Origin of the sequence: Algoriphagus halophilus (assembly GCF_041729275.1) — a bacterium.
Taxonomy (GTDB): domain Bacteria; phylum Bacteroidota; class Bacteroidia; order Cytophagales; family Cyclobacteriaceae; genus Algoriphagus; species Algoriphagus halophilus_A.
The window spans coordinates 2,876,278-2,890,800 of sequence record NZ_CP146486.1; the positions used below are offsets into that span (position 1 = coordinate 2,876,278).

Annotated in this window: 9 protein-coding genes and 1 pseudogene; 5 read left to right on the plus strand and 5 right to left on the minus strand. The window is 40.2% G+C overall.

Annotated elements, in window-relative coordinates; all coding sequences use genetic code 11:
• Positions 1 to 33: 33 nt before the first annotated feature.
• The 3 genes from V8V91_RS15405 to V8V91_RS15415 all read right to left on the minus strand — a co-directional run bounded on the left by V8V91_RS15405 (position 34) and on the right by V8V91_RS15415 (position 2,941).
• Complete coding sequence (locus V8V91_RS15405; RefSeq protein ID WP_074225798.1) at positions 34 to 1,605, minus strand: Rne/Rng family ribonuclease; 1,572 nt, start codon at positions 1,603 to 1,605, stop codon at positions 34 to 36.
• A gap of 181 nt (positions 1,606 to 1,786) precedes the next feature.
• Positions 1,787 to 2,584 (minus strand): tetratricopeptide repeat protein, encoded by a 798-nt coding sequence (locus V8V91_RS15410; RefSeq protein WP_373395997.1) that lies wholly within the window; start codon positions 2,582 to 2,584, stop codon positions 1,787 to 1,789.
• A 48-nt stretch (positions 2,585 to 2,632) separates the two neighbouring features.
• Positions 2,633 to 2,941 (minus strand): HU family DNA-binding protein, encoded by a 309-nt coding sequence (locus V8V91_RS15415; protein ID WP_074225800.1) that lies wholly within the window; start codon positions 2,939 to 2,941, stop codon positions 2,633 to 2,635.
• A gap of 145 nt (positions 2,942 to 3,086) precedes the next feature.
• Here V8V91_RS15415 and mutY point away from each other — a divergent pair, with 145 nt between their 5' ends.
• The 5 genes and pseudogenes from mutY to V8V91_RS15440 all read left to right on the plus strand — a co-directional run bounded on the left by mutY (position 3,087) and on the right by V8V91_RS15440 (position 12,435).
• Positions 3,087 to 4,154: an A/G-specific adenine glycosylase gene (gene mutY, locus V8V91_RS15420; protein WP_373395999.1), complete on the plus strand. Its 1,068-nt coding sequence runs from the start codon at positions 3,087 to 3,089 to the stop codon at positions 4,152 to 4,154.
• Positions 4,155 to 4,198: 44 nt separating this feature from the next.
• Positions 4,199 to 4,654, plus strand: coding sequence for a single-stranded DNA-binding protein (locus tag V8V91_RS15425; protein ID WP_373396000.1), 456 nt, complete (start codon positions 4,199 to 4,201; stop codon positions 4,652 to 4,654).
• Positions 4,655 to 4,721: 67 nt separating this feature from the next.
• Positions 4,722 to 6,086 carry a gliding motility-associated protein GldE gene (gene gldE / locus V8V91_RS15430; protein WP_373396001.1) on the plus strand — a complete coding sequence of 455 codons (1,365 nt, stop codon included), beginning with the start codon at positions 4,722 to 4,724 and terminating at the stop codon, positions 6,084 to 6,086.
• Between the two features lie 379 nt (positions 6,087 to 6,465).
• Positions 6,466 to 10,956 (plus strand): glutamate synthase large subunit, encoded by a 4,491-nt coding sequence (gene gltB / locus V8V91_RS15435; RefSeq protein WP_373400715.1) that lies wholly within the window; start codon positions 6,466 to 6,468, stop codon positions 10,954 to 10,956.
• Between the two features lies 1 nt (position 10,957).
• Positions 10,958 to 12,435, plus strand: a pseudogene (locus V8V91_RS15440) (glutamate synthase subunit beta).
• 94 nt (positions 12,436 to 12,529) lie between these two features.
• On the opposite strand, the gene V8V91_RS15445 reads toward V8V91_RS15440, so the two are convergent.
• Together V8V91_RS15445 and V8V91_RS15450 are read right to left on the minus strand one after the other, a co-directional pair.
• A complete protein-coding gene (locus V8V91_RS15445; RefSeq protein WP_373396003.1) occupies positions 12,530 to 12,961 on the minus strand; it encodes a DUF4890 domain-containing protein in 432 nt (143 codons plus the stop codon).
• 88 nt (positions 12,962 to 13,049) lie between these two features.
• Positions 13,050 to 14,381 carry an NAD(P)/FAD-dependent oxidoreductase gene (locus V8V91_RS15450; RefSeq protein WP_373396005.1) on the minus strand — a complete coding sequence of 444 codons (1,332 nt, stop codon included), beginning with the start codon at positions 14,379 to 14,381 and terminating at the stop codon, positions 13,050 to 13,052.
• Positions 14,382 to 14,523 lie beyond the last annotated feature (142 nt).

Below are 14,523 nucleotides of genomic sequence, written 5' to 3' on the forward strand. Positions count from 1 at the left end.
AAAAGAATTATGACCAGGTCAAAAAAAGCGAGACTAATTAGTCTCGCTTTTTACTTGAAGTTCTATTTCCTCTCCAGATTCATCTAAGAATCTGTATTCCGTTACCGGTAGGGAAGAATCTTTGATCAGTTTAATCCATTTGTAATACTTTAAAAACCACTTTACTCTGCGGCTAATAAAACCGGTAGTAAAGTATGCGTGCAGATAGGGATGCAGCCCGATGTGGATATGGTCCACATTTTGGATAGTAGCAATATGCTCCAGATCTTTTTCAAGCTTGTCGGCAACTAAAATAGATGCCTGGATTTTTCCAGTTCCATTACAAGCAGGACAGGTTTCTTTGGTAACAATATTAACTTCCGGCCTTACTCTTTGGCGGGTGATCTGCATGAGCCCAAATTTGCTCAGCGGCAAAACAGTATGCTTAGATCTGTCCAGTTTTAGCTCTTCTTTCATTGCTTCATAGACGACCTTTTTATTTTCGGCTCTTCTCATGTCTATAAAGTCAACTACAATAATACCTCCCATATCTCGGAGGCGCAGCTGTCTGGCAATTTCTTTCGCGGCGACCAGATTGGTTTTTAATGCTGTTGATTCCTGGTCACTTTCCTGATTGGATTTATTTCCACTATTCACATCAATGACGTGAAGGGCTTCGGTGTGTTCGATGATCACATACCCTCCTTGAGGAAGGCTGACCGTCTGTCCAAACAGGCTTTTGATCTGCTTTTCTATTCCAAAATTTTCAAATAGCTTGGCTTTACCATTGTAAAGCCTGACAATTTTTTCTTTCTCAGGCGCTATGGACCTGATGTAGGATCTGATCTGATCGTAAGTGGATTCTTCTTCTACGGTAATTGCATCGAAGGATTCATTGAGAAGGTCCCTCACTAGTGAGGAGGCCATACTCATCTCTCCTATTACCTTGTCTCGACTTTTGGCTTTCAACAATTTTTTCATTCCTTCTTCCCAATTAGTGAGAAGATTTCGAAGGTCTTTGTCCAGTTCAGTCACGGACTGACCTTCTGCCACAGTGCGAATAATCACACCAAAATTGGCAGGCTTGATCGAATTAATGAGCCTTAAAAGTCTTTTTCTCTCGTCGTTGCTTCGGATCTTCTTAGAAACATTCACAGAATCTGAGAAGGGAACCAATACGAGATAACGACCTGGTAGAGAGAGCTCGCAGGATAGTCGGGGTCCTTTTGTAGAGATGGGTTCTTTAACGACCTGTACTAACACTTGATTATTTTTAGACAGGATGTTGGAAATCTTCCCAATCTTGTCTATTTCAGGTTCGTTGTCAAAACCCTTCAAATTATAATTGCTGTAGTTGTTGTTGCGCACCATTTTGGTGAACTTCATCAGGCTGTTGAAATTCGGGCCAAGGTCCTGGTAATGAAGAAAGGCATCTTTCTCATAACCAACATCAATAAAGGCTGCATTGAGCCCATTGACGATTTTTCGGACCGTACCCAAATAAATGTCACCAACCTTGAATTGATTATCCATCCCTTCGGAATGCAATTCAACCAAGCTTTTATCTTGAAGGAGGGCAATTCGACTACCACTTTGAGCAGAATCAATTAATAATTCCGTACTCAAAATCGCGTCTAACTATTATGTAAATGAACGTGTGTTAAAAAACGGGTATAAGAAGAAGTGTATTACTTCTTCTTATGTCTGTTTTTTCTAAGTCTCTTCTTACGCTTGTGCGTAGCGATCTTATGTCTTTTTCTTTTCTTACCGCAAGGCATAGTCTTTAGAATTTAAGTGATATAATAATTTATAGCCTGTCAAGATAGCCCTGGATACTACTAAGGATCATTTCATCCCCGGTCATTTCCTTCACTGCCTCAAACTGAGCTTTTGCTTTATTCTTTTGATTGGCTTCAAAATAGCTCACCCCAAGGTAAAACTGACCTTGAAGATTCTGAGGATGGTATTGAATCAATTCCTCAAAACGCTCCGCAGCTCGCTTGTATTGACCTGATTGAATCGCTAAGATACCCATATTAAACAAAGCATCCTCATTTTGAGGATCTTGCTCGAGAATTTCCCGAAGCATTGTAATACCTTGCATAGGGTTCGAAGACGAAACATAAGTCATGGCGACTTTGGTTTTCAAATCCAATCGGGTGGGATCGTTCTCCAACACCTGAGTTAAGTACTTTCGAGTCTGTTCGGCAGTAAATGCTACCTTATTGGCTTCTAATGCAAACGTGAAAGCTTCGTAGTAGGATTCTCCGGCTTTTTCAGCCAGCACTAAATTGTTGCTCTCATCTGCAGCTAAGCCAAAGTAATAGCCTGCACTGTCAAATTTTCCCAACTCCTGATAAATAGAACCCAAAGAATCCAATAATGATTCAGAATTCACATCTGAATCCCCATTGTCCAATCTTCCTTTGAGTGAAGCTACAGCAGCTTCTTGATCAGGAGTCAACTCAGCCTCATGCATGGCAACCGAATTGGAATCCGAGGACTCTGCACCTGCATTATCCTGAGAAATTGCATCTACTTCGCCCTCATTATCCACCACCACACTCGGCAAGGCATAAAGCCCTGCTATGGCGATGATTCCCACGACAATGAGAATGAGCTGAGTTTTTTCATGTCAAATTATCTTCTCAGATTAATCCTGAGGAGCCAATTCTTTAATTTTCTTGCTATTCTTGATCTTCTCTACAAACACTTTAGAAGGCTTGAAAGCTGGAATGTAGTGCTCATCAATAACGATAGCTGTGTTCTTGGAAATATTACGAGCGATTTTCTTAGCTCTTTTCTTATTGATAAAGCTACCAAAACCTCTTACGTAAATGTTTTCTCCTTCAGACATAGAATCTTTTACTACCTTGAAGAAAGCCTCAACGGCCTGTGTAACATCATCCTTTTGGATTCCTGTCTTGTCTGAAATCTTAGTGATTACTTCTGCTTTTGTCACAGTAATTTTAATTTAGAAATTATGAAATAAGCTTAACAACCTATTAACCAAGTGTTTTTGGGACTGCAAATGTACAAGAACCATCGCAATTAAAAAACAAAATGACAAAAATTAGCTTGATTTGTAAGATAGAATTTTCACATTCATGAACTATAAAGACACTGACTTTCAAGCATTTTCATATCAAATCTTACGCTGGTATCGTCAAAATCCTAGAGATTTACCTTGGCGAGGAACGCGAAATCCATACAAAATTTGGCTCTCTGAAATCATCCTTCAACAAACTCGTGTTGCCCAGGGCTTACCTTATTATGAAAACTTTGTAAACAAATATCCAACAGTTCAAGATTTGGCAAACGCCCTTGAAGAAGAGGTCTTGAGACTATGGCAAGGTCTGGGTTATTATAGTAGAGCCAGAAATCTCCATTTCTGTGCAAAATACATTTGCACTGAGCTCAATGGAAAGTTTCCAGAGTCCTATGAAGGACTTTTAAAATTAAAAGGCGTAGGAAGCTATACTGCCTCCGCCATTGCTAGTTTTGCTTTTGGGGAAGCCAAAGCCGTCGTGGACGGAAATGTGTTCAGAGTACTAGCCCGATATTTCGGAATTGATACTGACATTGCCAGCGGTAAAGGGAAGAAACAATTTGAAGCACTAGCAGATGAAATCATTCCACAGGACATGCCCGATGAATATAATCAGGCCATCATGGATTTCGGTGCCAGACAGTGCACTCCCGCTAACCCCAATTGTACAGAATGCCCCCTTAAATCCAATTGCTTTGCTTATACCAATGAACTGACCAAGGTTCTTCCAGTCAAAATAAAGAAGCTCAAAATCCGAGAAAGGAACTTCCATTACTACCTGATCAAATGCGGAACCAATTGGGTCTGGAATAAAAGAGGATCTGGAGATATCTGGGAAGGGCTTTTTGATTTTCCTTCCAAAGAATACGGTGTAAGCAAAAATCCAATTGATTGGGAATCCTTTGAAGGAGAAGAAACTCAACATTATGAAAAGAAATACCGACATATTCTGTCGCATCAGCGTTTAAATGCCACATTTTCAGAAGTAGAAATCCCGAGCAAGAATTATCATAAATTGGTCGATTGGTGCAATAAAGAGGGTTTCACACTGGTCAAAGAGGACCAAATTGACGAACTGGCCAAGCCTAAGTTGATTGTAAATTTTTTGACTGATCAGGGGATTTGAGTAACTTCATTCTTTCAATAAGAAATTCACAATATTCATAAAATATGGCAGGAGTCAACAAAGTAATATTAGTAGGAAATCTGGGAGCAGACCCTGAAGTAAAATATCTTGAAGGAGATAACGTGGTGGCAAATATCAGCCTAGCTACCACTGAAGCCTATAAAGATCGAAATGGTAATCGAGTTGAACAAACGGAATGGCACGACTTGGAACTTTGGGGTCAGCAAGCCAAGATAGCTGAGCAATACCTAAAGAAGGGAAGTCAAATTTATGTGGAAGGAAAGATAAAATCTGATAAATGGACTGATGACCAAGGTCAAAACAGAAAAAAGGTAAGAATTCGTGTGTTGAGCTTTACCATGCTGGGCGGTAAACCAGAAGGTGGAAATATGCCGGCAGGTCAAGCTAGTAATCCGCAATCCAAGCCAACAGCAGCTCCGGCCCCTTCTGGAGGTGACAAAATGGTTATGGATGAAGGAGATGATGATCTTCCATTTTAATTACAGTCCCCTGAACGTTATTTTCGGGGGATTTTTTTACTTTTGTCCTAAACATTCTGGATAATCCATGGACGACCCCTATCCGAGTTACCATTTACTCGCACAGATCAGCGAATTAAGCTTAAGCTACCTGATCTTTAACAGTTTACTTTTTCTTATTCTTCTGATTGGTTCCGCGTTGGTTTCTGGATCAGAAGTAGCATTTTTCTCCCTATCCAACGAAGATTTAGATTCACTTCAACTCGATCAATCCGGACAAGCAAAACAAGTGATTAGATTGGTAGAAGCTCCTAAAAACCTGCTGAGCACCATCCTTATCCTCAACAACCTGATCAACATTGGAATTGTCACCTTGACCACCTTTGTGTCCTGGTCCATCTTTGGTATGAATGCCACCGGAATCATCGTCATCCTTGTTCAAACGATCGGAGTCACCTTCGCCATTGTTTTCTTTGGCGAGATTGTTCCAAAAGTCTATTCTGCAAAAGCGAGCATGCAGTTTAGTTTGATCATGGCCCCCAGTATCAGCTTCTTCAGTACCATATTGAAACCTATTTCCATTTTCTTGGAAGCCATGAGTAACCTCATTGAGAAAAACATTCAAAAAAGAGGCTATTCCCTTTCTGTGAATGAATTGAATCAAGCTTTGGAAATGACCACTGAGGATACTCCAGAAGAAGAACGCGATATATTAAAAGGAATCGTGAATTTCGGGACTTTGACTGTCAAGCAGGTCATGAGAAGTAGAATGGAAATCACGGCAATTGATGAGGAGATGGACTTCCATGAATTAATGGACAAAATCAATAAGAGTGGCTTCTCCCGAATTCCTGTTTATAATGAGACCATTGACAATATTTCAGGGATACTTTATATCAAAGATTTACTTCCTTTTATAGAAAGAGATGAAAACTTCAACTGGAAAGACCTGATCCGGAAAAGTTACTTCGTCCCTGAAAATAAAAAAGTAGACACCTTGCTGAAAGATTTCCAATTGAAGCGTGTTCATATGGCCATTGTTGTGGACGAATATGGCGGAACTTCTGGCTTGGTTACTCTTGAAGATTTGATTGAAGAAATTATCGGTGAAATTAATGACGAGTTTGATGACACAGACGATATTTTCTTTCAGGAAATTGATGAAAGCACGTTTATTTTTGAAGGCAAAGTTTCTTTGAATGACTTTTGCAAGAAGCTGGAATTGGATCCTCAATTATTTGAAGAAGTCAAAGGTGAAAACGAATCCTTGGGAGGCTTGCTTTTGGAGCTAAATTCCAAACTGCCGAAAAATGGAACCAAAATAAAATTCGAATATTTCGAGTTTACCATCCTTGCCGTTGACGCCAGAAAAATCAAAAAAGTCAAAGTTCATCTTTTAGGGGACCCAAAAGCAATACTGCTAATTTTACTGACTGAAAAAGCCTTTAAGTAGTTGATTCTTAGTTATTCGCTCTTGGCAAAATAATATATTGCTAAATTCCAAATACTAATTTCAACAAAAAGGTGAAATCAAATTTTCTCAAAAAAAATTTATTTCTTTTTAAAATTTTTCGATAAAAACCACTTTTTGTCAAATTCACATTTTTTCTGGCAATTATTGGTTGTTTTACACCCTATTCCTTCTAAAATTATCACATTTTTTAACAGAACTAGGTTTTATTAAACCCTCTACTTTTTTGCGAAAAAATCAAAAATCTCTAATCTCATAAAAAATAAGGCATTTAGAAGGCTGGTTTATTGCCTAAATTTTAATGAAAGAAATTTTTTCTGTATTTTTTGGAAATTTTGAACCTATTAAATTCTACAGAAAAATGCAAAAAGGGTTGTATCGATCGGAGTTTGAGCATGACTCCTGCGGTATTGGTGCAGTTGTCGACTTGTCGGGAGTACCTTCCCACGAGACAATTAGCGATGCCTTATACATGCTTAGTAACATGGAGCATCGTGGGGGCAGAGGATCCGATCCGAAAACAGGAGATGGGGCTGGAGTACTTATACAAGTACCGCATCAATTCTTGAAGGATATTACAGCAAGGTCAGAAATCAATCTACCTGAGGCTGGATATTATGGTGTGGGGATGACATTCTTCCCTAAAAACAAGCAGTTATTTCATAAATCAAAAGAACTCCTTAATCAAATAATTGAGGAATTGGACTTTGAATTGATTGGGTACAGACAGGTCCCAGTGGATGAAACAGTCCCCGGTTCAGGTGCCTTGGAAGTAATGCCTAACATTGAGCAATTATTTGTTAAGCATAAAAAAGGATTGACTGGAATAGATTTAGAGCGTAAACTCTACTTATTGAGAAATTATGCTACTTCTGAAATCAACTCCAAGATTCCAGGGGTAAATAACTCCTTCTATTTTGCGAGTTTAAGTAGCAATACACTTATATATAAAGGACAGCTTCGAACAGATCAGGTTTTAGCCTTCTATAAGGACCTCCAAAACAGCAAAATTGAATCAGCCTTTGCTATCGTTCACTCAAGGTTTTCTACAAATACCTTCCCGAACTGGAGATTGGCCCAGCCATTTAGATTCCTTTCCCACAATGGTGAAATCAACACCATTCGAGGGAATGTGACCAAGATGAAGTCAAAGGAATCCTTGATGAAAACAAAGTACTATTCAGAAGAGGAACTTAAAAAGCTTTTGCCTATCACAAACAGTCAGAATTCCGATTCTGCTAACCTGGATGCGATGGTAGAACTTCTGACTCTTACAGGAAGATCACTTCCGCATGCCATGATGATGCTGGTGCCAGAAGCTTGGCAAGATAATGAAGTCATGGATAGAGACAGAAAGGCATTTTATAAATTCCATGCTTCTTTAGTGGAGCCTTGGGACGGTCCTGCTGCGCTTTTATTTACAGATGGTAAATCTGTTGGAGCTACCTTGGACAGAAACGGTCTAAGACCATTGCGTTATTTTATTACCAAAGATCAACGATTAATCCTTTCCTCTGAGGCTGGTGCCCTACCGATTCGTGAAGCTACCATTGTTGAAAAAGGGAGAATTAGCCCAGGCAGAATGTTATGGGCAGACTTGGAAAAGAAACGAGTACTTTTTGACGAGGAAGTAAAAGGCGAAATCTGCACCAAACAACCTTATGAAAAATGGGTGGCAGACCAACGGATCAAGCTTCGTTTAATGCCTGATCCGGAGGAATTATCCCATCCTTATAATTCTCAAGATCTGAAGAAATGCCAAACGGTATTTGGTTATACTTCTGAGGAACTCAAAGTGGTGCTGGCCCCAATGGGTGATACCGCCTACGAGGCCATCGGTTCTATGGGAGCAGATACTCCTTTGGCCGTTCTTTCCAAACAAAGTCAGCATATTTCGAATTACTTCAAGCAACTTTTTGCTCAGGTAAGTAATCCACCGATTGATCCAATTCGTGAACGTTTGGTTATGTCCTTATTTACCCGTCTGGGAGAGGGACATAATATATTAGAGGAAAGCCCAAGACATACCAGACAGATTCATATCTCTCAACCGGTATTGTTAAATGAAGATTTGGATAAAATCCAAAACATGGAGCACCTTGGCTATAGAAGCCAGAAAATCTATGCGCATTTCAATACAGATCATAAGCCAGGAAGACTTCTGGAAGCTCTTGAGAAACTTTGCATGGAGGCTGAAAAAGCAATCAAGGACAGCAAAAATATCCTGATCATTTCTGATCGAAACAGTTCTGAGGAATGGGCTCCTATTCCATCATTATTGGCTATCGGAGCTGTACACCATCATTTGGTGAAAAACAACATCCGAACGAAAGCTGGTCTGGTGTTAGAGTCTGGAGATATTCGCGAGACGCATCACTTTGCTACTGCTATTGGCTATGGTGCTTCAGCAATCAATCCTTATATGGCGTTGGAATCACTTTTGGAAATGTATGAAAATGGGCAGCTTACTAAAGTAAAAGACCGTAAAAAAGTACTTAGCAATTACCAGGAAGCCATAGGCAAAGGTTTACTTAAAGTTCTTTCCAAAATGGGTATCTCCACCCTACAATCCTATCAAAGTGCTCAGATTTTCGAAGCCTTGGGATTAGGGCCTGAAGTAATTGATAGATGCTTTAAAGGAACCATTTCTAGGATTTCCGGAATCTCATTTGATGAATTGGCGGAAGAAGTATTGATCAGACATAGAGCTGCATACGGAACCAAAAGCCCGGTTCTCGAAACAGGAGGAGTTTATCAATGGAAAAGAAGAGGTGAAAAACACTTATTCAATCCAGAGACTATCCACTTGCTTCAAAAGTCTACCAGACTTAATGACTATGGCTTGTATAAGAAGTTTGCCAATAAAATTAATGAGCAATCCAAGGACGCACTTACATTAAGAGGTCTATTCGAATTCAAAAAGAGAATTACAGTTCCAATTGACGAAGTAGAACCTGCATCTAGCATCATGCGAAGATTTGCTACTGGAGCGATGTCATTTGGATCAATTTCCCATGAAGCACATTCTACCCTGGCTATTGCCATGAATAGAATTGGAGGAAAAAGTAATTCTGGAGAGGGAGGAGAAGATGAAATCAGATTCGCAAGAAAAGAAAATGGAGACTGGGAACGATCCGCAATCAAACAGGTAGCCTCCGGAAGATTTGGAGTAACCAGTAATTACCTTTCTAATGCTGCCGAACTTCAAATCAAAATGGCCCAGGGTGCCAAGCCCGGTGAAGGTGGTCAGCTTCCTGGACATAAGGTTGATGAATGGATCGGAAGAGTAAGACACTCCACTCCAGGAGTAGGATTGATTTCCCCTCCACCACACCACGATATTTATTCTATTGAGGATCTGGCTCAATTGATCTATGATCTTAAAAATGCCAATAGAAAAGCCAGAATAAACGTAAAATTGGTTTCTCAAGCTGGTGTGGGAACGGTAGCTGCCGGTGTGGCCAAAGCAATGGCAGATGTAATATTGATCTCAGGTGCTGATGGAGGTACTGGTGCTTCCCCATTGAGTTCGATCCGACATGCAGGATTACCTTGGGAATTAGGTTTATCAGAAGCACACCAAACCTTGGTGAAAAACAATCTGAGAAGTAGAGTTACACTACAAACTGACGGTCAATTACGAACAGGTAGGGACTTGGCGATTGCTACCTTATTAGGTGCTGAGGAGTGGGGAATATCCACCGCTGCTTTGGTAGTAGAAGGCTGTATCATGATGCGGAAGTGTCATTTAAACACCTGCCCGGTAGGAATTGCTACTCAAAATGAAGAATTGAGAAAGTTATTTACGGGTGATCCAGACCATGTAGTGAATTACTTCAATTTCTTGGTTCAGGACCTTCGTGAAATCATGGCTTCTCTTGGATTTAGAACCATCGATGAAATGGTTGGACAAAGCCATATTCTTCAGTCTACAGGACATCTAAACCATTGGAAGTGGGATAAAGTAGATTTGACTCCAATATTCCACAGAGTAGAAGTGCCAGATCATGTTGGTATCCATAAGCAAATCGATCAGGATTTTGAATTGAAGCGTGTGCTGGATAGACAATTGATCAAAGCGGCTCATCCTTCTTTGGAGCAGGCAGTTCCTTCTACAGGAAACTTCCAAATAAAGAATACTGATCGTTCGGTAGGCGCCATGCTTTCGAATGAAATTTCGAAAATATTCGGAAGTGTAGGATTACCTGATGACACTATAGAATTTAAGTTTACTGGTTCTGCTGGGCAAACCTTTGGAGCCTTCCTTACCAAAGGAGTAAACTTTGAATTGGAAGGAGAAGCCAATGACTACTTTGGCAAAGGCCTTTCAGGAGGAAAACTGATTATTTATCCAAGCCGAAATGCACGATTCAAGCCAGAGGAAAACATCATCATTGGCAACGTTGCTTTCTACGGAGCTACTTCAGGAGAAGCCTATATCAATGGTAAAGGAGGAGAACGATTCTGTGTAAGAAATTCTGGTGTAAAAACCGTGATTGAAGGCATAGGAGACCATGGTTGTGAATACATGACCGGTGGTTTAGTGATCAATTTAGGAGAGATCGGTAGAAACTTTGCTGCTGGAATGAGTGGTGGTATCGCCTTTATTCTAAAAGATTATATCACCGAAATCAATCCTGAACTCGTGGATATCGACAACTTGGAAGAAGAAGATTTTGCTACGATAAAATCCTTCCTGAAGCGACATGTGAAACTCACAGAAAGCGAGTTGGGAACGAAATTCCTAGAAAATTGGGATCAGTCAAAAGAGAAATTTATTAAAGTAATCCCTAGAGATTACAAAGCTGTTTTACAAAAAAGAGCTTCAGAACAATCTAAATCATTGGTGTAAGATGGGAGCGAAAGAAGGTTTTTTACAATTCAAAAGAGAGACGCCTGAATCAAGAGACCCAAAGCAAAGGGTAGGCGATTATAAAGAGATCTATAAGCCGTTTTCCGGTGAACAATTGAACCACCAAGCGGCAAGATGTATGGACTGTGGTATTCCGTTTTGTCATAACGGTTGCCCATTGGGGAATGTAATCCCTGATTTTAATGATGCAGTATATAATGAGGAATGGGAACAAGCGATCAATATTCTGAAAAGCACCAACAATTTCCCTGAGTTTACGGGTAGAATATGCCCTGCTCCATGTGAAGCAAGTTGTGTTTTAGGAATCAACAAAGATCCTGTTGCAATTGAATTGATTGAGAAGAGCATAGCTGAAAAGGCATATGAGCTAGGCTTGATCCTTCCTAAGCCTCCTGAAAAAGAACCGGTAAACAGGTAGCTGTTATCGGTTCAGGACCAGCTGGACTTGCTGCGGCTGATCAATTGAATCAGGCAGGTCATGAGGTTACAGTTTTTGAAAAGGACAACAAACCCGGGGGACTTCTTAGATATGGAATTCCAGATTTCAAATTGGAAAAATGGGTCATCGACAGAAGGATCGACATCATGAAAGAAGAGGGTGTGATTTTCACTTGTGGAACAGAAGTTGGTTTCAATATCAAGGCAGAAAATATCCTTAGAAATTTTGATGCGGTGGTGATTTGTACGGGAGCCGGACAACCAAGAGAACTCCGAATCAATGGAGATAAGTTGAAAGGGGTCCATTTCGCAATGGAATTCCTTGGTAACCAAAATAAGGTGATCAATGGCGAGTTGGAAGAGAATCCAATTTCAGCCAAGGACAAGCATGTATTCGTTATTGGTGGTGGTGACACTGGAAGTGATTGTATCGGCACCTCAAATAGACACGGGGCAAAGTCTATCACTCAGTTGGAATTATTGCCAAAACCTCCAAAGCAAAGAAATACCCTAAATCCTTGGCCAGAGTGGCCGATGACCTTGAGAACTTCCAGTTCTCATGAAGAAGGGTCAGAAAGAATGTTCTCGATCTTGACCAAGGAGTTTATCGGAAATGAGGAGGGTGAAGTGACCGGATTGAAATTAGTAGATATAGAATGGAAGGAAAATGGAGGTCGAATGACCTTTGAGGAAGTGGAAGGCACCGAACGTGTAGAACCATGTGATGTTGCTTTCATAGCCATTGGATTTTCAGGCCCAGCTCAAAATGGATTACTAGATGCATTTGGTGTAGCCACCATGGAGAACACCCTTCCAAAATCCAAAAATTACCAAAGCACAAACTCCAAAGTATTCCTTGCCGGAGATATGCGAAGAGGTCAATCACTTGTAGTTTGGGCAATCTCAGAAGGAAGAGAAGCTGCTGTAAAAGTAGATGAATATCTTATGGGAAGTTCATCTCTACCAATGAAAGACGAATCGTTTTTCCAGGTGGAAGAAGAAATCGCAGGTATTGATTGAGCCTAAAAGCTCAGATTATCCAATAGAATCCCTGTTTAGTTGACAACCCTGCGAAACAGAAAGCCATCCGCTTCGGCAGATGGCTTTCCTATTTTTAATTATCTCCTCTTCTTCTTGGCATTTCCCCTCTTTCTCTAATTTCTCCACCGGGTCTTCTTCCCCTTCGATGTCTTTGGGATTCTTTTAATTCTTCCCACTTTGCTCGTTGCTCCTCAGTCAGTACTTTTTTGATTGCTTCATCTTGAGCCTTCATCTCTTCCCGCCTTGCACTCATTTCGGCTCTTTTAGCATCCATTTCGGCTCTTTTGGCTTCCATTTCTGCCTCTCTTTTCTTGGCATTTTCCAGATTGATTGCCAAAATTTCAGCTTTCTGAGCTTCAGAAAGTTCAAGCTGCTTCGCCATCATCTCTGTTTGTTTTTGAGCTCTCTCTTCAGGGGTAGGTCTTTCTTTGGTCTTCGCCTCTTGTGCGAATGCAGCTGCACCAGCCATCAAGACCAGCATCAATGCAATAGTTAGCTTTTTCATTGTTTTACGGTTTGTTTGTCTTTTAGACATGCCATTTGATGGATAGTTTAATTGGAATTCCAAAACCCTTGTTAACAAACCTTAAATTCTATTTTTCTTCAATTAACTCTTTACGCTCACTGGCTTTAACATACTTTGGCTTGATCAACAACCTAAGGCTCGGATCAAAACTCAAATAATTCCAAGCCCAATCCATAAATATGAACATCTTGTTTTTAACTCCCAAAATGGCCATTAGGTGGACAAAAAGCCAAGTTAGCCAAGCCATTAAACCTTGAAATTTGATAAAAGGAAGATCTACTACGGCTAATTTTCTACCAACTGTAGCCATAGAACCCAAGTCTTTATAGTGAAAAGGCTCCATTTCCCTTCCCTTGGTCAGGTTAATTAAATTTTTTGCTAAGTTCTCAGCTTGCTGCATGGCTACCTGAGCCACTTGTGGATGTCCTTTGGGATACTTTTCTTCTCTCAGTAAAGCCACATCTCCCAGAACAAAAATGTCTTTTTCTCCAACCACCCGATTCATTTCATCAACGTAGATTCTTCCATTAGGAGCGAAATGTTCTTTTGTGAGCCCATCGATAAAATTTGGTTTTATCCCAGCAGCCCAGAGCAAAGTATGAGTACTGATTGATTCTTTCCCTTCCAATTTTACCTGCTCCCCATCATAGTCCTGCACTTTGGTATCCAGCATCACTTCAACCCCCAACTTCTGCAAATATCTCAAAGAATGATCTTGTGATTCCTCTGACATAGCGCCCAGGAGTTTTGGGCCTGCTTCAATCAAGACTACTTTCATATTGCTGAAATTCAGCTCAGGATAATCTTTTGGGAAAACATTGTTTCTCAATTCCGCCATGGCACCTGCCAATTCCACTCCAGTTGGACCGCCTCCCACAATCACTACATTCATCAAGGACTTCCTATCTTCTTGCTTTTCAATATTGATGGCACGCTCATAATTGGAAATGATTTTATTTCTAATGTAGAGTGCTTCAGATACCGTCTTCATAGGACTGGAATTGTATTCTATAGACTGGTTGCCGAAGTAGTTGGTATCTGCCCCCATTGCCAGAACTAGGTAATCATAGTCTATGTATCCAATATCAGAGTAAAGTCGTTTGATTTTGGAATCAAAAGAATGTACCTCAGCCATTCTAAAAATAGAATTTGGAGTATCGTGAAATATCTTCCTTAAAGGGAAAGAAATCGCACTGGGCTCCAATCCAGCTGTGGCCACCTGATAAAAGAGTGGCTGAAACTGGTGGTAATTGTTTTTGTCCAGTAAAATGACTTGGTATGGTCCCTTTATCAGCTTTCTGGCAAGTTTTAATCCCCCAAAACCACCTCCAACAATGACTAGTTTGGGAAGATTGGTTTCTGGAATATTTGGAATGGGTTTTTGTGCGGGTAGTAACATTGGCTGTAGTTTTTCTTAGCTAACGAATTAGAAATAGATAAGGACAAAATTCTACTCTCTTTTTCCTATTTAGAAGATCCGCCAACTTGTACTAGCCTATAGATAAAAAGATTTGTTATTTTTACCACCCTAATAAAGTTTA

Bases quoted from the DNA above. Each gene is read 5' to 3' on its own strand.
- gltB (WP_373400715.1), top strand. From the start codon at position 6,466: ATGCAAAAAGGGTTGTATCGATCGGAGTTTGAGCATGACTCCTGCGGT.
- V8V91_RS15450 (WP_373396005.1), bottom strand. From the start codon at position 14,381: ATGTTACTACCCGCACAAAAACCCATTCCAAATATTCCAGAAACCAAT.
- mutY (WP_373395999.1), top strand. From the start codon at position 3,087: ATGAACTATAAAGACACTGACTTTCAAGCATTTTCATATCAAATCTTA.
- V8V91_RS15425 (WP_373396000.1), top strand. From the start codon at position 4,199: ATGGCAGGAGTCAACAAAGTAATATTAGTAGGAAATCTGGGAGCAGAC.
- gldE (WP_373396001.1), top strand. From the start codon at position 4,722: ATGGACGACCCCTATCCGAGTTACCATTTACTCGCACAGATCAGCGAA.
- V8V91_RS15445 (WP_373396003.1), bottom strand. From the start codon at position 12,961: ATGAAAAAGCTAACTATTGCATTGATGCTGGTCTTGATGGCTGGTGCA.